The organism is Leifsonia sp. Leaf264, from assembly GCF_001422325.1.
Classification (GTDB): Bacteria; Actinomycetota; Actinomycetes; order Actinomycetales; family Microbacteriaceae; genus Orlajensenia.
This window is the reverse complement of the sequence record NZ_LMMR01000006.1, coordinates 584,193-604,509: the sequence shown is the minus strand read 5'-3', so window position 1 is coordinate 604,509 and position 20,317 is coordinate 584,193. Positions and strand designations below refer to the sequence as shown.

Below are 20,317 nucleotides of genomic sequence, written 5' to 3'. Positions count from 1 at the left end.
ACTGCAGGGGAGACCCTGTGGGAGAGTAGGACACCGCCGGACTTAACTTGAAGAGGCCACCCATACCCATGGGTGGCCTTTTCCCATTTAACACAGCAATTCAACAGTGACCCCGCGATAATGGCGAGGTGGCGCGACGCATTCGCGCGCCTCGCAAGAAGAAGGATTCCGCCGTGAGCGACTACCCATCCAACGACCGAGCACCGAAGCGTGACGACGACCGACCGGCCCGGTCGAGCAGCTCCGGTGCCAGCCGCGGGGACAGCGACAAGAAGCCCTGGGAGAAGCGCGATGGAGCGCCTCGCAGCTCCAGCGGCAGCCGCCCAGCACGGGACGACGGCGGCGCGAAGCCCTGGGAGAAGCGCAGCTCTTCTTCCTCGAGTGCCCGGCCGGCCCGCGACGGCGACCGCAAGCCCTACGGCTCCGACCGTCCGCAGCGCTCCGGCGCCCCGCACAGCGGAGGCAAGCCGTGGGAGAAGCGCGACGGTGCGCCCAGTGGCGACCGTCGTCCGCCGCGCGATGGCGACCGCAAGCCGTACAGCTCGGATCGGAAGCCCTATGGCTCCGACCGTCCGCAGCATTCGGGGTCGGCATCCGGCAAGCCGTGGGAGAAGCGCGATGATCGCGGTGGCTCCAAGCCGTACGAGAAGCGCGACCGCGGCGGCTCGAAGCCGTGGGAGAAGCGGGACGGTGCGCCGAGCGGCGACCGTCGCCCGCCGCGCGATGGTGACCGTAAGCCGTACAACGGTGACCGGAAGCCGTACAGCTCGGATCGGAAGCCCTATGGCTCCGACCGTCCCCAGCATTCGGGGTCGGCATCCGGCAAGCCGTGGGAGAAGCGCGATGATCGCGGTGGCTCCAAGCCGTACGAGAAGCGCGACGACCGCGGCGGCTCGAAGCCGTGGGAGAAGCGGGACGGTGCGCCCAGCGGCGACCGTCGTCCGCCGCGCGATGGCGACCGCAAGCCGTACAGCTCGGATCGGAAGCCGTATGGCTCCGACCGTCCGCAGCATTCGGGGTCGGCATCCGGCAAGCCGTGGGAGAAGCGCGATGATCGCGGTGTTTCCCGGCCGTACGAGAAGCGCGATGATCGCGGTGGATCCCGGCCGTACGAGAAGCGCGACGACCGTAGCGGCTCGAAGCCGTGGGAGAAGAAGGACGATCGCGCTCCCAAGAAGCTGTGGACGCGGGACGGTGCTCCGGCCCGTGGCGACCGCGGCGCCTACGAAGCCGAGGTCGAGCTGACGGAGGAGGAGAAGCGCGCCGAAGAGCTGCGCATGATCCGCCCCCGCCACGACGACCCGTGGGTGCCCGACGGCGTGGAGCCCGATGAACTCGATCGGGTGGCCCGCAACGAGCTGAAGACCCTCACCAAGGAGAACGCGGAGTGGGTGGCCAAGCACCTCGTCATGGCCGTGCGCCTCATCGAGGATGACCCGGAACTGGCACACCAGCACGTCATCTCGGCGTCGCGTCGTGCCGGGCGTATCGCGGTGGTGCGCGAGACTCTCGCCATCACCGCCTACGCGACCGGCGACTACGCTCTGGCGCTCAGGGAGCTCCGCACCTTCCGGCGCATCTCCGGCAAGAACGATCAGCTGCCGTTGATGGTCGACAGCGAACGCGGAGTCGGCCGCCCCGACCGGGCCCTCGAGCTCGGCCGATCCGTCGATCGTTCGACTCTCGCGTCCGACGTGCAGGTGGCCCTGGCCATTGCCATGTCTGGTGCACGCCTCGACCTCGGTCAGACCGACGAGGCCCTGGCCGAACTCGAGATCACCCAGCTCGACCCGAACACGGCCTTCTCCTACAGCCCGGGCCTGTTCGCCGCCTACGCCGACGTGCTCGAGGATCTCGGCCGCGACGAGGACTCCGCCGTCTGGCGCGAGCGTTCGGAGCGGGCCGCGGCAGCGATCACTGCGCGCGACGGCGGCGATGACGACTTCGTGGAGGTGCTCGAGGAGGAACTCGAGTTCGACGATCTCGAGGAGGACGTCGACGGCGGGTACGCCGAGGACCGTTCTGCGGATGCGGATGCGGATGCCGAAGCGGAGGAGGAGGGCGAGGAGCTCGAGGCCGAGCTCGACGCCGACCTCGAGGAGGCGCTCGAGTCCGATGAGCCCGTCACCGATGAGGCTGACGCCGAGAAGGCTGACGCCGCCGACGTGGACGCAGCTGAGCCCGACGCGACCGATGCCGCGACGGAGAAGTAGCGGCGTGACACCGCTCGACGGTGTCGACGTCGTTCTCGCCGATCTCGATGGCGTGGTCTACGCGGGTCCGCGCGCGATCCCGTTCGCCGTGGAGGCGCTGAACGCGGCCTCGGCCCAGGCGCGGATCGGCTACATCACCAACAACGCCTCCCGCACCGACGCGTCGGTGGCGACCCATCTCACCGAGCTCGGCCTGACGGTCGAGCCCAGCGACGTCGTCACCTCCCCGCAGGCCGCGGTGCACCTGCTGGCCGGCCTTGTGCCGGCGGCATCCGTGATCCTGGTGATCGGCGGCGACGGCCTGGTGACCGAGGTGGAGAAGGCCGGCTTCGCCGTGACGCGATCGGCCGACGACTCCCCCGCCGCCGTCATCCAGGGCTTCGCGCCCGAGCTCGGCTGGAAACAGCTCGCCGAGGCGGCGTTCGCCCTCGCGGATCCCGGCGACGGCGGCATTCCTTGGGTCGCCACCAACACCGACTGGACGATCCCGCAGGAGCGCGGCATCGCGCCCGGGAACGGCACGCTCGTGTCAGCCGTGCACACGGCCGTCGGCCGGCTCCCCGTCGTGGCCGGCAAGCCGGAGGTGGCGATCTTCGACGAGGCGCGTCGCCGGTTCGAGGCCGCGTCGCCGCTGTTCATCGGCGACAGGCTCGACACCGACATCCTCGGGGCCAACCGCGCCGGCATGCCGTCAGTGCTGGTGCTCACCGGGATCGACAAGGCCAAGCAGGTGCTCGCGGCGGTGCCCGATCAGCGACCGACCTTCATCCTCGACGACCTGAGCCAGCTGAGCGAGCCGTATCCGACGGCCGACGTGACCGATGACGGATCCCGGGTGACCGTCGGACGCGCCGTGGTGCGCCTGAAGGGCGAGAACGTCGAGATCGTGAAACGCGGCGATGCGCCCATCGACCTGCTCCGAGCGGCCTGCGCTCTCATCTGGGGCACCGGCAAGCCGATCTACGCTCTGCGCGTTCCGGAGGAGCTGTACTCCTGAGGATCCGCCGGGAGTAGCCGGCCGGGGAGTCCGTAGGCTGGATGTTTCGACCGATGGGAGGCATCCGTGCTCGACGACTTCGAATGGCACTCGTGGCTGGGCTTCGGCGTGGCCGTCGTGATCGCGGCGGTCGGCGCCCTGCTGATCTCGGCGATAGCCCGCCAGATCGCCCGCGCCGTGGGCCGGCACAAGGAGTGGCCGGCCATCCTGCTGAAGCGGGCACGGTGGCCGTTCCGCCTGCTGCTCTTCATCGCCGGTCTCTGGATCGTGCTCGTCGCCACTCTCGACGACAGCGACGTGCGTGCAGCGGTCGAGCACCTGCTGCTCATAGCGCTGATCGTGGTCGGGTCGTGGTTCGTCTGCGAGCTGGCCCTGTTCGGCATGGACCTCAGCACGGCGCGTTACCGCATCGACGTCGCCGACAACAAGGTCGCCCGCCGGGTGCGCACGCAGATCGCGATCCTGCGGCGCCTCGTCGTGGTGGTCGCCGTGGTAGTGGCGATCGGCGGCGTGCTGCTGAGCTTCCCCGAGGTGCGTCTGGTCGGGGCGAGCGTGCTCGCATCGGCCGGCCTGCTGAGCGTGGTGGCGGGTCTCGCCGCGCAGTCGACGCTCGCCAACCTGTTCGCCGGCATCCAGCTCGCCTTCAGCGAAGCCATCCGCGTCGACGACGTGGTGGTCGTCGAGGGCGAGTGGGGCAAGATCGGCGAGATCACGCTGAGCTACGTGGTCGTGAACCTCTGGGACGAACGCAACCTGGTGCTGCCCTGCACGTACTTCACCACGCAGCCGTTCCAGAACTGGACCCGTGAGGGCAGCGCGCTCCTCGGTTCCGTCGAGCTCGACCTGGACTGGCGCATCGCCCCGGCGCTCATGCGGGAGCAGCTCACGGCCGCCCTCGAGCGCACAGAGCTCTGGGACCATCGCGCCGCGGTGCTCCAGGTGACCGACGCCGTCGGCGGGTTTGTGCGGGTGCGCATCCTCGTCACGGCGGCCGATGCCCCCACGCTGTTCGACCTGCGCTGCTTCGTGCGCGAGGAGATGGTCGCCTGGGTGCAGACGCAGCACCCCACGTCCATCCCGCACCAGCGCGTGCTGGTCGACCCCGTCGGTGCCGAGGTGTCGACGGATGCGGCATCCGCACGCCCCGAGAAGTCGTCGACGCGCCGACACGAGCCCGCGCCGGAGCCCTTCGACGTGCCGTCGCCGCCGACGGGCGAGCAGTCCAACCTGTTCTCGGGTTCGCCGGAGGCCGAGGAACGCGCGAGCCAGTTCACCTCGGCCATCCCGATCCAGGCCGGCGCGAGCGATCAGGAGGTCGAGGACACTCTCGATCGGGACGGCAGCGCCTGAGCGCTCACGCTGGGGCTCTCGACGTCAGCTCGCCGAGGTCCGGGCGCGGAGGTCCTTCCGCAGGATCTTGCCGGCGCTCGACTTCGGGATCACGTCGATGAACTCCACCCGCCGCACCTTCTCGTAGGGGGCGACGTGAGCGGCCACGTGGGACATCACCCCGTCTTCGTCGAGGTCGGCGTCGGGCTGCAGCACGACGAACGCCTTGGGGATCTCCTGGCCGTCGTCGTCCTGCACGCCGATGACGGCGGCATCGGCGATGGCGGGGTGGGCGAGCAGCACGGCCTCGAGGACCGCCGGTGCCACCTGGTAGCCCTTGTACTTGATGAGCTCCTTGAGGCGGTCGACGATGTAGTAGACGCCGTCGGCCGTCACGGTGGCGATGTCGCCCGTGTGCAGCCAGCCGTCGCCGTCGAGGGTGCGACCCGTCGCGTCGTCGTTGTTGAGGTAGCCGAGCATGACCTGCGGTCCGCGCACGAGAAGCTCGCCCGACGGGCTCTGGCCCTCGGCCGGCACCTCGACGTCGGCTCCGCTCTCGACGTCGACGACGCGGGCTTCGGTGTTCGGCAACAGGATGCCGATGCTCGAGCGGTCGATGTCGGGGCGCTCCACCGGGATGGAGTGCGACACCGGGCTGAGTTCGGTCATGCCGTAGCCCTGGCAGACGATGCAGTCGAGACGCTGGGCGACGAGGTCGGCGAGGGAGCCGTCGAGCGGGGCCGCGCCGGAGAAGACGACCTCGACGCTGGAGAGGTCGAACTGGTCGACCAGCGGATGCTTCGCCAGGGCCACCGCGATGGGCGGAGCGATGAAGATCCAGGTGACCTTGGTCTCGGAGACTATGCGCAGGAACTCGGGCAGGTCGAACTTCGGCATCGTGACCAGGGTCGCCCGCTCGCGGAGGGCGAAGTTGAGCAGGACGGTCATGCCGTAGATGTGGAAGAACGGCAGCACGGCGAGCACGCGATCGCCGGCACCGAGACCGCGCTCGCCGAGGCCGATGGAGCCGCTGGACTGGGCGATGTTGGCGATCAGGTTGCGGTGGCTGAGCTTGACGCCCTTGGGGTGGCCCGTGGTGCCCGACGAGTACGGCAGCACGGCCACGTGGTTCGCCGGGTCGAACGACACCTCGGGGGCAGGCCTGCCCTCTCCGAGCAGCTCGCGCAGCGACGGGTGTCCGTCGGCGCCGTCCAGCACGATGAGGTGGTCGGCGGGGATGCCGACGGCCTCGGCGGCTGCCGCGGCCTGGGGGAGCATGGGGGAGATGGTGAACAGCCAGGTGGCTCCGGCATCCGTCAGCTGGTTCGTGATCTCGCCGGGGGTGTAGAGGGAGTTGATCGTGGTGGCCGTGGCCCCTGAACGCAGCACGCCATGGAAGACCGTGGCGAACGCGGGGATGTTGGGGCACAGGATGCCGACGACGTCGCCGACACCGACCCCGCGGGCAGCGAGGGCGCCGGCGAGCAGCGAGACCTGTCCGACGAGCTGGCGATAACTGGTCTCGGCACCCGAACTGCCGTCGACGAGGGCGATCTCGTCGAGCTCGGAGCCGGTCAGCCCTCCGAACAGGTAGTCGAAGATCGACGATTCGGGAATCTCGACGGGCGGGTGGGGGCTCTGAGTCATGGGTGATCTCCATTGATCGACGTTGACCTGGATCGGTGTGCATTCATCTTAGGCATGACGGGCGCACCGCAGACCGACCGTTCGGAATCTTCCTGCCGAGAGTTCCCCGTATGCGGCGAACGGCCGCCCTCCATTGGGAGAGCGGCCGTTCGTGTCGCACTGCAGCGGATGCCGCGGATCAGATTCCGAGCAGCTTGGCCTTCGCTGCCGCGAACTCGGAGTCGCTGATGACGCCGGCGGTCTTGAGTGTGGCGAGCTTCTCGATCTGCGCCGTCAGGTCGTCGGCGGCCGGAGCGGCGGGCGGTGCCGGCGCGTACTGGGGCTGCTGCGCCGCGTATTCGGCCTGCTGCTGTTGCTGCTGGTAGGCATCGGCATCCGCAGCCTGCTGCGCGCGGCCGGCCTGGCGCCGCTGCACGTTGCCCGACACGGCCGTTGCCGTTCCAGCGACGACAGCGGTACGAGCCGCCATGCCGATCAGCCCGGGGCGTCCCATTCTTCCTCGCATGTCAGATCTCCTTCGTTGTTCAGTCGGTTTCGGGAACCGTCGCGAGGAGCTCCTCGACGACGAACCCGGGGATGCGGACGCTGTCGAGCAGGACACCGCCGGAATCGATGATCGAGTTGCGAAGCGGCTTCAGCCAGGTGTGCTCGAACACGAGGATGGCCGCTGAGGTTCCGGGCTCGAACTCGGCGACGAGAGTCTCGACGTCTTCGTCGGACACGAGGCCCTCGACGCGGTCGAAGAGCGCGGCCAGGGCGGCGGCGTCAGGGTCGCCTCCCTCTTCGGAGAACTCGGCCAGGGTCACTGATCCGTCTTCGCCCTTCGCGGCGAGGAGGCCGTCGATGATGCTGATGACGCCCGATTCGACGAGCTTCGTCAGTTCGGGGAGGATCTTCCCCGCGAGCGGTTCTGTGAAACCGATGGTGACGATCTCGATAGGTCCTAGCATGTGCGAATCCCTTTCGTAGTGGCCCTTCGGTCAGCGTATTCAGCGCCGATGGGGAACACAAGGAATCGTCAGGTGACCCGGGGGTGATATCCGAGGGGTGACGTGACGGCGCAGGCCGCGCTCGAGGCAGGTCAGGCTATGGCGAGGGTGCGCTGGATGACGCTGGTGAAGAAGGCCAGTCCGTCGACGCCGGATCGCATGGCGACATCCGTGTCGGGGCCGAAACCGGGTTCCACGGCATGCTCGGGATGCGGCATGAGTCCGACCACGTTGCCACGCTCGTTCGTGATGCCGGCGATGTCGCGGAGCGAGCCGTTCGGGTTCACGTCGACGTAGCGGAATACCACGCGTCCCTCGCCCTCCAGTCGGTCGAGGGTGTCATCGGAGGCGATGAAGCCGCCCTCGCCGTTCTTCAGGGGGATGGTGATGTTCGAGCCGGCCTCGAAGTCGCCGGTCCAGTCCGTCGTCGTGTTCTCCACCCGCAGCACCTGGTCGCGGCAGATGAAGGAGCCGTGATCGTTGCGGATGAGGCCGCCCTCGAGCAGGTGGGCTTCGGTGAGCATCTGGAAGCCGTTGCAGATGCCGAGAACGGGCATGCCGGAGTTCGCGGCGGCGATGACCTCGGTCATGATCGGCGAGAGGCTCGCGATGGCACCGCACCGAAGGTAGTCGCCGTAGCTGAACCCACCGGGCAGGATGAGTGCGTCGACGCCCTCGAGGTCGTGCGAGCCGTGCCAGAGGGCGACGGGCTCTCCGCCGGCGATGCGCACGGCGCGCTGGGCGTCGCGATCGTCGAGTGAACCCGGGAAGGTGATGACTCCGACGCGGGTGGCCATCAGACCGCGGCCTCGACAACGTGGATGCCGACGACGTCTTCGATGACGGCGTTGGAGAGGATCTCCTCGGCGACGGTGCGCACCTCGGCGAGGATCGCGTCGTCGACGGGGCCGTCGACCACGATCTCGAACCGCTTGCCGATGCGCACTGAGGCGAAGGTGCTGGTGCCGAGGCGGGCGAGGGCACCGGCGACGGCCTTGCCCTGCGGGTCGAGCAGTTCGGCCTTGGGCATGGTCTCGACGATGATCGTGGTCACCTGAGGCTCCGTCCGGGAGAAGAGAGGGGGATGCCACCGATTCTATCCGGTCGGCGCCGCGCGCTTCGTCCCGGGGGTGACGCCCGCCCGGGTGCCGAGTAGCGTTGCGGTGGGTGGATGAGGGAGGAACGACGGATGCCGATCGGACCAGTGGAGGTGCTCGTGCTGACGTTCCCCGAGGGCGACGGCCTGCGGGCCATCGCCGGGGAACTCGAGACCCTCGTCGACGGCGGGAAGATCGCCGTGATCGATGCCATCGTCGTGACTCGTGACGCCGAGGGTGTGATCTCGGCGCGCGACATCGAGCAGGACGAGGTGCCGGGATTCGAGCGCTTCGCCCCCGACCCGCGTGACCTGCTGAGCGACTCGGATGCCGAGATCGTCGGGGAGGCCCTCGAGCCCGGATCCGTGGCGCTGGTGCTGGCGGTCGAGCACCGCTGGGCGTTCCGCCTCTACGAGGTGCTGCGTGAACAGGGCGGAGAGGTGGCGCTGCACGTGCAGATCGACCACGAGGACGCCGTCGCGGCACTCGTCGACTGATTCGATTCCCAGAATCGGCTGGTAGACAGAACTCGGAACGAGGGGAACCACATGCTCATCGGACGACGCTTCGGGCGACCCGGACTGATCGGCACCGTCGCGCGCACGGCCGTGATCACTGGCACCGCAGCCATGACCGCCGGCGCGATTGCCCACCACCAGCAGCAGAAGTACGCCACGGCGCAGGATGCCGAGGCCTACGAGCGCGAGCAGGATGCCGAGAAGTACGGCACCGTTCCCCAGTACGCGGCGCCGGCTGCGGCATCCGCGACCACCGATCCCCTCATCGAGAAGATCAACCAGCTCGCGGCACTGCACGCGAGCGGAGTGCTGACCGACGCCGAGTTCAGTGAGGCCAAGGCCAAGCTCCTCGCCGGCTGAACGGTTCGGCCCCTCTGCAGGATGCGGCGGTGCGGGTGCTCGCCGCCATGCTGGCGCGCGTCTGACGGACGGCGTCGATGCGCCCGAACGCCCGAACGCCCGAACACCCGAACGCCCGCGCGCCCGCTCGGCGGCGCATCGATCCGAGTTGCACTCCAACGCTTCCAGGCGTAATATTCCAAGTGGAATAATCAGTGCGGGGCATCCCGCCGATGGAAGCAACTCATGACCGGTCTCCCTCCCCTCGGAATCGCAGCGCTCGCGTTGCTCGCCGAGCGACCCATGCACCCGTACGAGATGTACCAGGTGCTGATCCACCGTCGCGAGGACCGCAACGTCAAAGTGCGGCCGGGCTCGCTCTATCACGCGGTCGACAAGCTCGAGGAGCACGGCCTCGTCACGGCGACCGGAGTCGAGCGCGAGGGCAACCGGCCCGAGCGCACGAGCTACGCGATCACGGATGCGGGGCGCGAGATGCTCCTGTCGAAGATCGTGTCGATGCTCTCGACCCCGGCCGACGAGTACCCGGAGTTCCCACTCGCCATCGCCAATGCGTTCATGCTGCCTGCCGAACAGGTCGTCGACCTGCTGGGCCAGCGGCGCGAGCGCATCGCCGAGCAGGTCGCCTCGCTCGAGGCAGCCGGCAGGGCAGTGCAGAGCATCGAGCTCCCCGCCCGTTTCTGGCTCGACGCGAACTTCCAGCTCGCCATGCTGCGCGCGAAGCTCGCGTGGCTGGATGCCACCATCCCCGACATCGCCGACGGCACCATCGACTGGTCGTCGCCCATCCCGTCCAACCTGAAAGACACAATCGCATGAACACCGAACCAACCAAGCCATGGCCGGCCCTCTGGGCGCTCGTCCTCGGCTTCTTCATGATCCTCGTCGACTCGACGATCGTCTCCATCGCCAATCCGGCGATCATGCGCGATCTCGACGCCGACATCACCGAAGTGATCTGGGTGACGAGCGCCTACCTGCTCGCCTACGCCGTGCCGCTGCTGGTCACCGGACGGTTGGGTGACCGCTTCGGCCCGAAGCGCATCTACCTGATCGGCCTCGTCGTCTTCACCCTCTCCTCGTTGTGGTGCGGCCTGTCGGACAGCATCGAGATGCTCATCCTCGCGCGCGTCGTGCAGGGACTCGGAGCCGCGCTCATGACGCCGCAGACCATGGCCGTCATCACGCGCATCTTCGCTCCGCAGAAGCGCGGTGCGGCCATGGCGATCTGGGGCGCCACGGCCGGCGTCGCGACCCTCGTCGGCCCGATCCTCGGCGGCGTGCTCGTCGACGGCTTCGGCTGGGAGTGGATCTTCATCGTCAACGTGCCCGTCGGCATCGTGGGCTTCATCCTCGCCTGGCGCCTGGTGCCGAACCTGACGACGCACTCGCACCGCTTCGACTGGCTCGGCGTCATCCTCAGCGCCGTCGGCATGTTCCTGCTCGTCTTCGGAATCCAGGAGGGTGAGAAGTACGACTGGGGAACGATCGTCGGCCCGATCACGGTCTGGGGCCTCATCATCGCGGGAATCGTGATCTTGGTCGCATTCGTGGTCTGGCAGCACTTCAACCGGGCTGAGCCGCTCCTCCCCCTCGGGCTCTTCCGCGATCGCAACTTCTCGGTCGCCAACATCGGGATCACCCTCGTCGGCGTCGCGATCACGGCGCTGCCGCTGCCGCTGGCGTTCTTCTACCAGGTCGCTCGCGGCCTCACCCCGACGCAGGCCGCGCTCATGCTGGTTCCGATGGCGGTCGCCGTCATCGTGCTGGCGCCCGTCGTCGGTCGCCTCATGGGCAAGGTGCCCGCCAAGTGGATCGCCTTCACCGGGTTCGTGATCATCACGATCTCGCTCGCGATGTACTCCTTCATGCTGTCGCCCGACGTGCCGCTGGCGCTGCTCCTCATCCCGTCGGCACTGCTCGGCATCGGCCAGTCCGGGATCTGGTCGCCGCTCGCCTCCAGCGCGACGTACAGCCTGCCGCCTCAGCAGGCCGGCGCCGGCTCGGGCGTGTACAACACGACTCGTCAGGTGGGCTCCGTGCTCGGAAGCGCGGCCATCGCGGCCCTCATCAGTTCACGTCTCGCGGCCAACCTCCCGGGCTTCTCGGCGTCCGCCGCCGAGTCAGCGGGAGGCGGCCAGGCGCTGCCTGCAGCGATCGCCGGTCCGTTCACGGATGCCATGAGCCAGTCGCTGTGGTTGAGCACCGCAGCCTTCGCCGTCGCGGCGATCGTCGTGCTGTTCTTCGAGAAGCCCAAGAAGAACGTCACGTGGGTCGGCACCGGCTCCACCGCGGCCGTGGACCTCGAGTCGGCCAAGTAGGCCAGGCACACGACGAAGGCGCCTCCGGGATTCCGGGGGCGCCTTCGTCGTTCCTGCGCTGCCGGGCGCACGGGCTGTTGTGCTCAGGCCAGTCCGGCCTGTTCGCGCAGCACCCCGCGCAGGGTCTCGCGCACGGCCGTGAGGCCGGCATGGGTCTCCTCGAAGCTGGTGGAGAGCGGCGAGAGGCCGATGCGGAGGCCGCCGGGATCGCGGTAATCGGGGATGACGTCCTGCTCCCAGAGCAGTGCCGTCACCTCGCGCATGGCGGGATGCGAGAGCGTCACGTGGCCGCCGCGGCGCTCGGCATCCCGAGGTGAAGCGACACTCACGCCGAGCGGGGCGAGCCAGTCGTCGGCGAGGGTGATCGCGAACTCGGTGAGGGCGACAGACTTGGCCCGCACGGCCTCGATGCCGGCATCCGCGATCATGGCGATGGTGTCCTGCATGGCGAGCATGCCCACGATCGCCGGGGTGCCGCTGATGAAGCGTCTGATGCCCGGTGCCGGAACGTACTCCGGCCCCATGGCGAAGGCGTCAGCAGTGCCGAGCCAGCCGCGGATGGGCTGAGCCAGCACCTCCTGCAGATCGGCGCGCACGTATCCGAAGGCCGGAGACCCCGGGCCGCCGTTGAGGTATTTGTAGGTGCAGCCGACGGCCAGGTCGACGCCCCAGGCGTCGAGTTCGGTCGGCACCGATCCGGCCGAGTGGCAGAGGTCCCAGAGCACGAGCGCGCCGGCGTCGTGGGTGATGCGCGTGATCGCCGGAACATCCGCGAGGAAGCCCGAGCGGTAGGCCACGTGGCTGAGCACGACGAGGGCGGTCTGCGGTCCGACGACGGCGGCGACCTGATCGGGCGTCACGCCGGACTCGGTGTCGGCGACGATCCAGCGGATGCTCATGCCGCGCTCGCCGGCGATGCCGTCGAGCACGTAGCGGTCGGTCGGGAAGTTGTCGGTGTCGACGACGATCTCGGTGCGGGCCGGATCGCGGGCGATCTGGGCGTCGACGGCGGCGCGCGCCAGCTTGTAGAGGGTGACCGTCGTCGAGTCGCCGATGTAGGTCTGACCGGATGCCGCGCCCAGTGCCGCGCGCCCGAGGGCGTCGCCGATCGCGAACGGGAGGTCGAGCCACTCCTCGTCCCAGCCGCGGATGAGCCTGCCGCCCCACGCCTCGGCCACGAAGCGCTGCAGCCGCTCGCCCGTCGCGATGGTGGGCCGCCCGAGGGAGTTGCCGTCGAGGTACGCGACGACGGCGTCGGGGGAGGCGCCGTCGGCGGCATCCGTCACCCCGACGAAGCGCCTGCGCAGGTGCGCGAGCCCGTCGGAGCGGTCCATGCGTCGCGCGAACGACAGATGCGGATCGGGGGTCATGCCAGGGTCTCCTCGAGGTAGTCGATGGTGGTGCCGCGTGCCGTCGAGAGCCACGCCGGAACGTCTGCTGGTCGCTGCGGGGGCAGGCCCGGCACCCAGCTGAAGCGCGGACCGATGACGTCTGGGGCCCATGACCCCGCGATCGACTCGACCACGGAGTCGCGGTCGAGCCCGGCATCGGCGATGGCGCTGAGCTCGCGGGCGTTCACCCCGACGGGCAGCGGTCCGTTGCCGAGGTCGGTGCCGTAGCGCACGCGCCCGCCGGCGGCGGCGAAGCGGCGCAGGTTGTCCTGCGCTACGACGAAGGCACGGGTGGGGGCGCCCCAGCCGTGGATGTCGAGGGTCGAGATGACGGCGGTGCCGGCCCGCGACATGCGGGCGATGAGCTCGGTGTCGAGCTGCTCGCTGAACGGCGTGTGGGCGAAGGCGTTCACTCCGGCATCGAGCGCTCGCCTGGCCATGCCGGCGCCCTCGGTGTGCGCTGCGACCGGAACCCCGTGGGCACGGGCGGCGAGCACGATGGCGGTCAACAGGTCGTCACTCGGAACCGGACCCGCGACCGAGTTCAGGGTGACCTTGATGACCGATGCCCCGAGGGCGACCTGCGCCCGCACGGCCTTCTCGGCCTCGGCGGGGTCGGCCAGCTCGATCGCGGCGCCGGCCGGAGCCCAACCGCTCGCCGCCGGGTAGCCGCCGGTGCAGGTGAGCATGCCGCCGGCGATGCGCACCTCGGGCAGGGTGGAACCCGGATAGCGGCTGTCGGTGTGCCACTCGGCGGCCGCATCCGGAATCCAGCCGAGGTCGACGACGCTGGTGATCCCGGCCGGCAGCAGGCGTTCCGCGTCGATGAGCCCGAGATGCACGTGATGGTCGGAGAGCCTGGGGAAGAGGGTGCCCGGCAGCTCGAGGTCCGGCGTGGCTGTCGCATCCGCCGACGGATGCAGCAGGCCGTCGCGCACCGTGAACCGCGTGCGTCCGTGCCAGCCGGCCGCCCAGTACTCCTCCACTCCGAGGAGGAGGCCCTCCTCGATCATGCCGGAGGCTCGTGCGCGGCCGGCGGCTGCCCGATCTCGGTGCGCACGGCGTACAGCTCTGGGAAGAAGGTGAGCTCGAGCGCCTTCTGCAGGAAGGAGGCACCCGTAGACCCGCCGGTGCCGGTCTTCATGCCGATGGTGCGCTGCACTGTCTTCAGGTGCCTGAACCGCCAGAGCTGGAAGTTCTCCTCGAGGTCGACGAACTCCTCGCAGGCCTCGTAGGCCGACCAGTTGTCGTGGGCGTTCTCGTAGATGGCACGGATGACGCCGACGAGCGACTCGTCGAAGACCCACGCCTCGGTGACATCGCGGTCGAGGATGTGCTGCGGCACGGCGTGCCCGGTGCGAGCGAGGTAGCGCAGGAACTCGTCGTAGATGCTGGGCGCCTCGAGCAGCTCGGAGAGCAGGGCGTGAGCCGTTGCATCCGATTCGAACACGCTCAGCATGCGGCGGTTCTTGTTGCCGAGGACGAACTCGACGGCGCGGTACTGGTAGGACTGGAAGCCGCTGGAGTTCCCGAGGAAGCCGCGGAACTCGGCGTACTCGGTGGGCGTCAGGGTCGCCAGCACCGACCACTGCTCGGTGAGGGTGCGCTGGATGTGCTTGACCCTGGCGACGCGCTTGAGGGCCTGCGGCAGCTCGTCGGCCCGCAGCAGGTCGCGGGCGCTGGCGAGCTCATGGAGCATGAGCTTCAGCCAGAGCTCGGTGGTCTGGTGCTGGATGATGAACAGCAGCTCGTCGTGGTGCTCAGGCGTGCTCACCGGGTTCTGGGCACTCAGCAGGGTCTCGAGGTCGAGGTAGCCGCCGTAGCTCATGCGCTCCCGGAAGTCCGTGACGATGCCCGCGTCGAACTCGCGCGTGTTCTTCTCGATCGCCAACTGCTGCCTCCCGGTACGTGGTGCTCCAGCCTAACGAGTGGTCGTCGTCGGCCCACGCCTTCCTGTTGGCTGAACGACAGCCGATTAAGTTGTGCACAACACAATTGTGTGCGACCGTTAATGCATGGCCATCGACACAGCACCCGCGACGACGACGTCGCCGGACTCCGCGCAGTCATCCCCTCTCGACCCGCTGGTGTGCTTCGCGCTCTACCGCGCCTCGCACGCCACGAGCGTCGCCTACCGCGAGCTGCTCGCTCCGTGGGGACTCACCTACACGCAGTACCTCGTGCTCGTGCTGCTCTGGACCGAGGGGACGGCATCCGTCCGCCGTCTGGGCGGCCACCTCGGCCTCGACTCCGGCACGCTCTCGCCGCTGCTCAAGCGGCTCGAGGAGCGCGGCCTGGTCGAGCGTCGCCGCGGCGCGACGGCGACACGCGACGACCGCGTCGTGACAGTGTCACTCACCGAACGGGGCACCGAACTCCGCACCGAACTCGAAGACGTTCCGCGCTGTGTCGCGGAAGCGACCCGGCTCTCGGCCGAGACCGCACCTGCACTCCTGCAGACACTGCGCGAGCTGACCGCCGGGATGAACGAGGTGACCGTCGGGCTGCGCACGCCGACGGATGCCGCAACCCACGAAAGAAGATGATGGACGTTCTCTACACCGCCGAAGCCCTCTCGACCGGCGAGGGCCGCAACGGCCACGTGCGCTCGACCGACGGACGAATCGACCTCGAGATGGCCATCCCGGCAGGCATGGGCGGATCCGGCCTCGGCTCGAACCCCGAACAGCTCTTCGCCGCCGGCTACGCCGCCTGCTTCCACTCGGCGCTGCACGCCGTGGCGCGCGGCCAGAAGGTCAAGCTCGTCGACTCCACAGTCGGCGGTCGCGTCGACATCACGCCCAACGGTCAGGGCGGGTTCCAGCTCTCCGTTCTGCTCGAGGTCTCGCTGCCCGACGTCGAGCCCGAGCAGGCGCAGTCCCTGATCGACGCCGCACACCAGGTGTGCCCGTACTCCAACGCCACCCGCGGCAACATCGAGGTGACGATCGAGCTCGCGGACTGAAATGGCGAGGTGAAAACCCGGTCGACTTCGTCGGCCACGTTCGGTGCCTATTCGCTGAAAGGCGGGAGTCGGAACCCGGTCGACTTCGTCGGCCACGTTTCGATTCCCGCCTTTCAGCTGTGCTGCGCAAGCTGCTCGACTCCCCGCATTCACTGCGGGCGGGCCGCTACGGGGCCACGGTGACGCGGATCGCGTTCGCCCACGGATCCTCGAAGGCGACGGTCCGTCCGTCGTCACGCGTCTTCACGCCGTAGTGCCGCATCCGTTCGTCGAGGGCCCCGATGTCATCGGCGCCCGGCACGATGATGTCGACCTGGCCGAGACCGAGGGCGAGCCGACGACGGCCGGCTCCCGAACTGTTCCAGGTGTTCATGGCCATGTGGTGGTGGTATCCGCCGGCCGAGACGAACAGCGCCGAGTCGCCGAGCGCCGCCGTGGTCTCGAAGCCCAGCTTGTCGACGTAGAACGCTCGCGCGCTCGCCACATCGCCGACCGAGAGGTGCACATGGCCGACCATCGCCGAGCCGACGGGCGCGGCGGCGGCCGCCGTTACCGCCTCCTCGGTGATGTGCTCCTGCAGGTAGGCGTTCGGGTCGAGGTAGAGCGTCGCCATCTCGATCTGGCCGTGCGCCCAGCTCCAGGTGGTGCGGGCGCGATCCCAGTAGAGCTCGACCCCGTTCCCCTCGGGGTCGGTGAAGTAGAACGCCTCGCTCACCAGGTGGTCGGCGCTTCCGGTGAAGGTTCCGGGGTAGCGGGTCGCGACGGAGTAGATCGCCAGGGCCAGGGTCGACTGCGTGTCGAACACTATGGCCGTGTGGAAGAGGCCGGCGCTGCGCGGCTCGGCCGACCTCAGCTCGGGCGAGTGCAGCAGGATGATGACCGGCGTCGCGCCGCGCCCGAGCACAGCCGTGCTGCCATCGTTCGCCAGGAGTTCGAGGGTGACGCCGTCGCGGTAGTAGGCGATCATCGCGTCGAGGTCACCCACCCGCAGCGTCACCGCACCCATCCCGGTGTCGGCGGCGAGGAGGTCTGAGGCCGAAGTCGTCATAGTTGTAGCAACAACTGATGTCGGGAGCGTATTCCGGCCGCGGTCAGTCCTGGTGCAACTGCACCAGGTTGCCGCATCCGTCGTCGAACACCGCCGTCGTGCCGTACGGCGTGGTCTCGGGCTCGGTGTGGATGACCACGCCGCTCGCCCGCAGGCGTTCGAGCTCGGCAGCGACATCCGGCACCCCGAAGACCATGGCCGGGATCTCGCTGGAGTGCAGGCCCTGCCTGTAGCTGAGCGCGAGCGGATTGTCGCTCGGCTCGAGCAGCAGGCCGACGCCGTCGGTGTCGCCGGGCGCCCGCACGACGTAGAGGTGGTGCTCGGGCATGACGAGAGCCTCCTCGAAGCCGAGGGTCTCGGTGTAGACGGCGAAGGCCGCGGCCGGGTCGTCGACATGGATGCTGCACATCTTCACTCGCATGCCAGCCACGGTACCGGCGGGTCGCCGCCGATGCCACCTTCGCCCGTCACTGCGGCGGTGACGCGATCGAGCGGTGCTCGTGGGTGATCAGCCAGCATCCCCCGATGCGCCGCAGCCCCGTGGTCACGTGCAACCAGACCTGAGCGCGACGTGCGCCGAAAGGTGTGGCGGTGAAGTGATCGAGGCTGTGAGCGAACGCCACGTCGTCGCCGACGACGATGGACAGATCGAGGATCGAGTAGTCGAGGGAGTCCTCGAAGGTCCTGAACCAGTCGCGGAGGGCGGCGGCATCCGTCACGGCATGATCCCGTCCGTGACGGGCGGGGGTGATGTCGAAGCCGGTCGATCCGGGGGCATGGCGCGAGACGAGGTAATCGGCGTCCATGGCCTTGACGGCCGCGCCGCGTTTCGTGAGCAGCCAGCCGATCTCGGCCTCGTCGATCTCGCGGTCGATCTCGGTCTCGTCGACCCTGCGGTCGAGGTCGATCAGGGTGGTCATGGTCGTCTCCTGTTCCGCGCCCTGATGGGCGCTCATCAGGACGACGAACGGATGCCGCCGGAATTCGACAGCTGCCGGAGACCCGAGCTCAGGCGGCGTCGCCGGTGAGGCGCTCGAGCAGCTCCCGGTAGCGCAGGGCCGTGCGCTCGACGATCTCGCTCGGCAGGGTGGGCGGCGGCGTGACGCCGTCGTCCTCCCAGTTGGCCGCGAGCCAGTCGCGCACGATCTGCTTGTCGAAGCTGGCCATGCGTTCGGTCGGTGTCGTGCCGCTGTTCCAGGCCTCGGCATCCCAGTACCGGCTGGAGTCGCTGGTGAGAACCTCGTCGGCGAGGGTGGTGACCCCGGTCTCGCGGTCGGCACCGAACTCGAACTTGGTGTCGGCGAGGATGACCCCGCGGCCCTCGGCCACGTGCGAGGCCTGGGCGAAGATCGCCAGCGAGAGGTCGCGCAGCTCGGCGGCGACGTCGGGGCCGACCAGCTCGACGGTCTGCTCGAAGTCGATGTTCTCGTCGTGCTCGCCCATCGGCGCCTTGTACGCCGGGGTGTAGATGGGCTCGGGCAGGCGGTCGCCGTTGTTCAGCCCGGCCGGAAGCGGCAGGCCGCACACCGTCTGCGTCGCCTGGTACTCCTTCCAGCCCGATCCGGTGAGGTAGCCGCGCACGACGCACTCGATCGGGAACATGTCGAGCTTCTTGACCAGCATCGACCGACCCGAGACGGATGCGGGAATGCGGCTGGATCCGTCGACCCTGTGGTCTGGCACGAGATGGTTCGGCACGCGCAGCTGGTCGAACCACCACAGGCTGAGGGTCGTGAGCAGTTCGCCCTTGCCCGGGATGCCGGGCTCGAGGGCGTGGTCGAAGGCGCTGACGCGATCGCTGGCGACCACGAGCATGGTGGCATCCGACGGGTCGACGGGTTCGTAGAGGTCGCGCACCTTGCCCGAGTACACCCGGGTGAAGCCGGGGACGGCCTCATCGCCCGGGGCTGGCGTCTGGTCTGGCGTCTGTCCTGGCGTCGCGGTCACGCGCCCAGTCTACTTTCGCGGGGCGGGGCGCACGATGCGCCGATCGCGGCAGGCGGCAGGCGGCAGGCGGCAGGCGGCAGGCGGCAGGCGGTAGCTGGCAGCCGGCGGCTCAGGAGACCTTCGCGGCGATGTCGGTGCGGAACTGGCCGCCCTCGAGGGCGATGCGGCCGAGGGCGTCGTAGGCGCGTGCTCGCGCCTCGCCGAAGTCGGAGCCGACGGCCACGACGCTGAGCACGCGACCCCCCGTGGCGACGAGCTCGCCTGCGGCGTCGGTTCCCTCGGCCCCGTGGGCCGTGGCGGCGTGGGCGAGGTGCACGCCCTCGACGGCTGCGGCATCCGCGAGACCGTGCAGGATGCGTCCGGTGATGGGCGGCTCGGGGTAGTTCTCGCTGGCGATCACGACGGTGACGGCGACGTCGTCGGAGAAGACCGGACGATCGTGATCGCCGAGGGAACCCGTGGCAGCGGCCAGGAGGAGTCCGGCGAGCGGTGTCTCGAGGCGGGGCAGCACGACCTGCGTCTCGGGGTCTCCGAAGCGGGCGTTGAACTCGATGACCCGGATGCCCTTCGAGGTGAGGATGAGGCCGCAGTACAGCAGACCGACGAAGGGTGTTCCCTCCGCCGCGAGCTGGCGCACCGTCGGGAGGGCGATGGTCTCGATGACCTCGTCGACGAAAGCCTGCTCCGAGCCGAACTCGTCGGCGAGCCACGGCAGCGGTGAGTAGGCGCCCATGCCGCCGGTGTTGGGGCCGGCGTCGCCGTCGAGCAGGCGCTTGAAGTCCTGCGCCGGCGAGAGCGGCAGCACATGCTCTCCGTCGGAGAGCAGGAAGAGCGAGACCTCCTGGCCGTCGAGGAACTCCTCGATCAGCACGCCTCCGCGCGGAGCCCACTGGGCTGCGTGGGCGACGGCGGCCCTGCGGTCGCTCGTCACGAGCACGCCCTTGCCCGCGGCGAGGCCGTCGGCCTTCACGACATACGGCGCTCCGAACTCGTCGAGAGCGGCGGATGCCTCCTCCACGGTGGCCGCACGCACGGCCCGCCCCGTGGGCACGCCCGCGGCGTCCATGATGCGCTTGGCGAAGGTCTTCGATCCCTCGAGGGCGGCCGCGGCCTGATCGGGGCCGAACACGGGGATGCCGGCGGCGCGGACGGCGTCGGCCACTCCGGCGACGAGCGGGGCCTCGGGGCCGACGACCACGAGGTCGACGCCGTGCTCGGTGGCGAGGGCGGCGACGGCCGCGGGATCCTCGGCGTCGATCGGGAGTACGGGAACGTCGCCCGCGATACCCGCGTTGCCCGGTGCCGCGATGACCTCGTGTGCGGCGGGGTCGGCGAGCAGAGCGGTGATGATGGCGTGCTCGCGCGCGCCCGGCCCCAGAACGAGAATCTTCACGCCCTCAAGGGTAGGGGATGCGCCGAGTCGCCCACTTCAGCCAGTCGCGTCCGCCTGCCACTGGCTGAAGTGGGCAACTCGGCGGGGGCGCGGGAAGATGGA

Annotated in this window: 22 protein-coding genes; 9 read left to right on the top strand and 13 right to left on the bottom strand. The window is 69.2% G+C overall.

Features of this window, described 5'->3' with window-relative positions; all coding sequences use genetic code 11:
• The first annotated feature begins 173 nt into the window (after nt 1-173).
• The 3 genes from ASF30_RS23405 to ASF30_RS15845 all read left to right on the top strand — a co-directional run bounded on the left by ASF30_RS23405 (nt 174) and on the right by ASF30_RS15845 (nt 4,560).
• On the top strand, nt 174-2,213 hold the full coding sequence (locus ASF30_RS23405) for a primosomal protein (protein WP_235480361.1): 2,040 nt from the start codon (nt 174-176) through the stop codon (nt 2,211-2,213).
• A complete protein-coding gene (locus ASF30_RS15850; protein ID WP_055908679.1) occupies nt 2,194-3,210 on the top strand; it encodes an HAD-IIA family hydrolase in 1,017 nt (338 codons plus the stop codon). Before ASF30_RS23405 ends, ASF30_RS15850 begins: the two co-directional genes overlap by 20 nt.
• Nucleotides 3,211-3,276: 66 nt before the next feature.
• Entirely contained in the window at nt 3,277-4,560 is a 1,284-nt protein-coding gene (locus ASF30_RS15845) for a mechanosensitive ion channel family protein (protein WP_055908676.1), read from the top strand.
• Between the two features lie 24 nt (nt 4,561-4,584).
• Here the strand turns inward: ASF30_RS15845 and ASF30_RS15840 are convergent, their stop codons facing one another.
• The 5 genes from ASF30_RS15840 to purS form a co-directional block, all read right to left on the bottom strand.
• Complete coding sequence (locus tag ASF30_RS15840; protein ID WP_055908673.1) at nt 4,585-6,186, bottom strand: AMP-binding protein; 1,602 nt, start codon at nt 6,184-6,186, stop codon at nt 4,585-4,587.
• Nucleotides 6,187-6,364: 178 nt separating this feature from the next.
• A complete protein-coding gene (locus tag ASF30_RS15835; RefSeq protein ID WP_235480360.1) occupies nt 6,365-6,691 on the bottom strand; it encodes an SHOCT domain-containing protein in 327 nt (108 codons plus the stop codon).
• Nucleotides 6,692-6,710: 19 nt separating this feature from the next.
• The gene (locus ASF30_RS15830) at nt 6,711-7,136 is read right to left on the bottom strand and encodes a DUF6325 family protein (RefSeq protein ID WP_055908667.1); all 426 of its coding nucleotides are present in this window, start codon (nt 7,134-7,136) and stop codon (nt 6,711-6,713) included.
• Nucleotides 7,137-7,267: 131 nt separating this feature from the next.
• Nucleotides 7,268-7,972 carry a phosphoribosylformylglycinamidine synthase subunit PurQ gene (gene purQ, locus ASF30_RS15825; RefSeq protein WP_055908664.1) on the bottom strand — a complete coding sequence of 235 codons (705 nt, stop codon included), beginning with the start codon at nt 7,970-7,972 and terminating at the stop codon, nt 7,268-7,270.
• Nucleotides 7,972-8,229 carry a phosphoribosylformylglycinamidine synthase subunit PurS gene (gene purS / locus ASF30_RS15820; protein ID WP_055908660.1) on the bottom strand — a complete coding sequence of 86 codons (258 nt, stop codon included), beginning with the start codon at nt 8,227-8,229 and terminating at the stop codon, nt 7,972-7,974. Before purS ends, purQ begins: the two co-directional genes overlap by 1 nt.
• Before the next feature lie 135 nt (nt 8,230-8,364).
• On the opposite strand from purS, the gene ASF30_RS15815 reads away from it, so the two are divergent.
• The 4 genes from ASF30_RS15815 (at nt 8,365) to ASF30_RS15800 (ending at nt 11,471) form a co-directional block, all read left to right on the top strand.
• Nucleotides 8,365-8,769 (top strand): hypothetical protein, encoded by a 405-nt coding sequence (locus tag ASF30_RS15815; RefSeq protein ID WP_055908657.1) that lies wholly within the window; start codon nt 8,365-8,367, stop codon nt 8,767-8,769.
• Between the two features lie 51 nt (nt 8,770-8,820).
• The gene (locus ASF30_RS15810) at nt 8,821-9,150 is read left to right on the top strand and encodes an SHOCT domain-containing protein (protein WP_055908654.1); all 330 of its coding nucleotides are present in this window, start codon (nt 8,821-8,823) and stop codon (nt 9,148-9,150) included.
• Between the two features lie 225 nt (nt 9,151-9,375).
• Nucleotides 9,376-9,969, top strand: coding sequence for a PadR family transcriptional regulator (locus ASF30_RS15805; RefSeq protein ID WP_055908651.1), 594 nt, complete (start codon nt 9,376-9,378; stop codon nt 9,967-9,969).
• Nucleotides 9,966-11,471 (top strand): DHA2 family efflux MFS transporter permease subunit, encoded by a 1,506-nt coding sequence (locus tag ASF30_RS15800; RefSeq protein ID WP_055908648.1) that lies wholly within the window; start codon nt 9,966-9,968, stop codon nt 11,469-11,471. Before ASF30_RS15805 ends, ASF30_RS15800 begins: the two co-directional genes overlap by 4 nt.
• Before the next feature lie 83 nt (nt 11,472-11,554).
• Here ASF30_RS15800 and ASF30_RS15795 read toward each other — a convergent pair whose 3' ends face one another.
• The 3 genes from ASF30_RS15795 to ASF30_RS15785 are packed head-to-tail and all read right to left on the bottom strand — an operon-like array spanning nt 11,555 to nt 14,753.
• Nucleotides 11,555-12,841 (bottom strand): kynureninase, encoded by a 1,287-nt coding sequence (locus ASF30_RS15795; RefSeq protein ID WP_055908645.1) that lies wholly within the window; start codon nt 12,839-12,841, stop codon nt 11,555-11,557.
• Nucleotides 12,838-13,875 carry a hypothetical protein gene (locus ASF30_RS15790; protein WP_055908642.1) on the bottom strand — a complete coding sequence of 346 codons (1,038 nt, stop codon included), beginning with the start codon at nt 13,873-13,875 and terminating at the stop codon, nt 12,838-12,840. Before ASF30_RS15790 ends, ASF30_RS15795 begins: the two co-directional genes overlap by 4 nt.
• A complete protein-coding gene (locus ASF30_RS15785) occupies nt 13,872-14,753 on the bottom strand; it encodes a tryptophan 2,3-dioxygenase (protein ID WP_055908638.1) in 882 nt (293 codons plus the stop codon). The genes ASF30_RS15790 and ASF30_RS15785 overlap by 4 nt, the downstream gene beginning before the upstream one ends.
• A 124-nt stretch (nt 14,754-14,877) precedes the next feature.
• Between ASF30_RS15785 and ASF30_RS15780 the strand changes: the two genes are divergently transcribed.
• Nucleotides 14,878-15,408 (top strand): MarR family winged helix-turn-helix transcriptional regulator, encoded by a 531-nt coding sequence (locus ASF30_RS15780; RefSeq protein WP_200918464.1) that lies wholly within the window; start codon nt 14,878-14,880, stop codon nt 15,406-15,408.
• Entirely contained in the window at nt 15,408-15,827 is a 420-nt protein-coding gene (locus tag ASF30_RS15775) for an organic hydroperoxide resistance protein (RefSeq protein ID WP_055908636.1), read from the top strand. Before ASF30_RS15780 ends, ASF30_RS15775 begins: the two co-directional genes overlap by 1 nt.
• A gap of 166 nt (nt 15,828-15,993) precedes the next feature.
• On the opposite strand, the gene ASF30_RS15770 is transcribed toward ASF30_RS15775, so the two are convergent.
• The 5 genes from ASF30_RS15770 to purD form a co-directional block, all read right to left on the bottom strand.
• The gene (locus ASF30_RS15770; protein ID WP_055908633.1) at nt 15,994-16,875 is read right to left on the bottom strand and encodes a VOC family protein; all 882 of its coding nucleotides are present in this window, start codon (nt 16,873-16,875) and stop codon (nt 15,994-15,996) included.
• A gap of 43 nt (nt 16,876-16,918) precedes the next feature.
• The gene (locus ASF30_RS15765) at nt 16,919-17,296 is read right to left on the bottom strand and encodes a VOC family protein (RefSeq protein WP_055908630.1); all 378 of its coding nucleotides are present in this window, start codon (nt 17,294-17,296) and stop codon (nt 16,919-16,921) included.
• Between the two features lie 46 nt (nt 17,297-17,342).
• A complete protein-coding gene (locus ASF30_RS15760) occupies nt 17,343-17,795 on the bottom strand; it encodes a YybH family protein (RefSeq protein ID WP_162240772.1) in 453 nt (150 codons plus the stop codon).
• A gap of 88 nt (nt 17,796-17,883) precedes the next feature.
• Nucleotides 17,884-18,822 carry a phosphoribosylaminoimidazolesuccinocarboxamide synthase gene (locus ASF30_RS15755; protein WP_055908624.1) on the bottom strand — a complete coding sequence of 313 codons (939 nt, stop codon included), beginning with the start codon at nt 18,820-18,822 and terminating at the stop codon, nt 17,884-17,886.
• A 109-nt stretch (nt 18,823-18,931) separates the two neighbouring features.
• Nucleotides 18,932-20,215 carry a phosphoribosylamine--glycine ligase gene (purD, locus tag ASF30_RS15750; protein ID WP_055908621.1) on the bottom strand — a complete coding sequence of 428 codons (1,284 nt, stop codon included), beginning with the start codon at nt 20,213-20,215 and terminating at the stop codon, nt 18,932-18,934.
• Nucleotides 20,216-20,317: the final 102 nt, after the last annotated feature.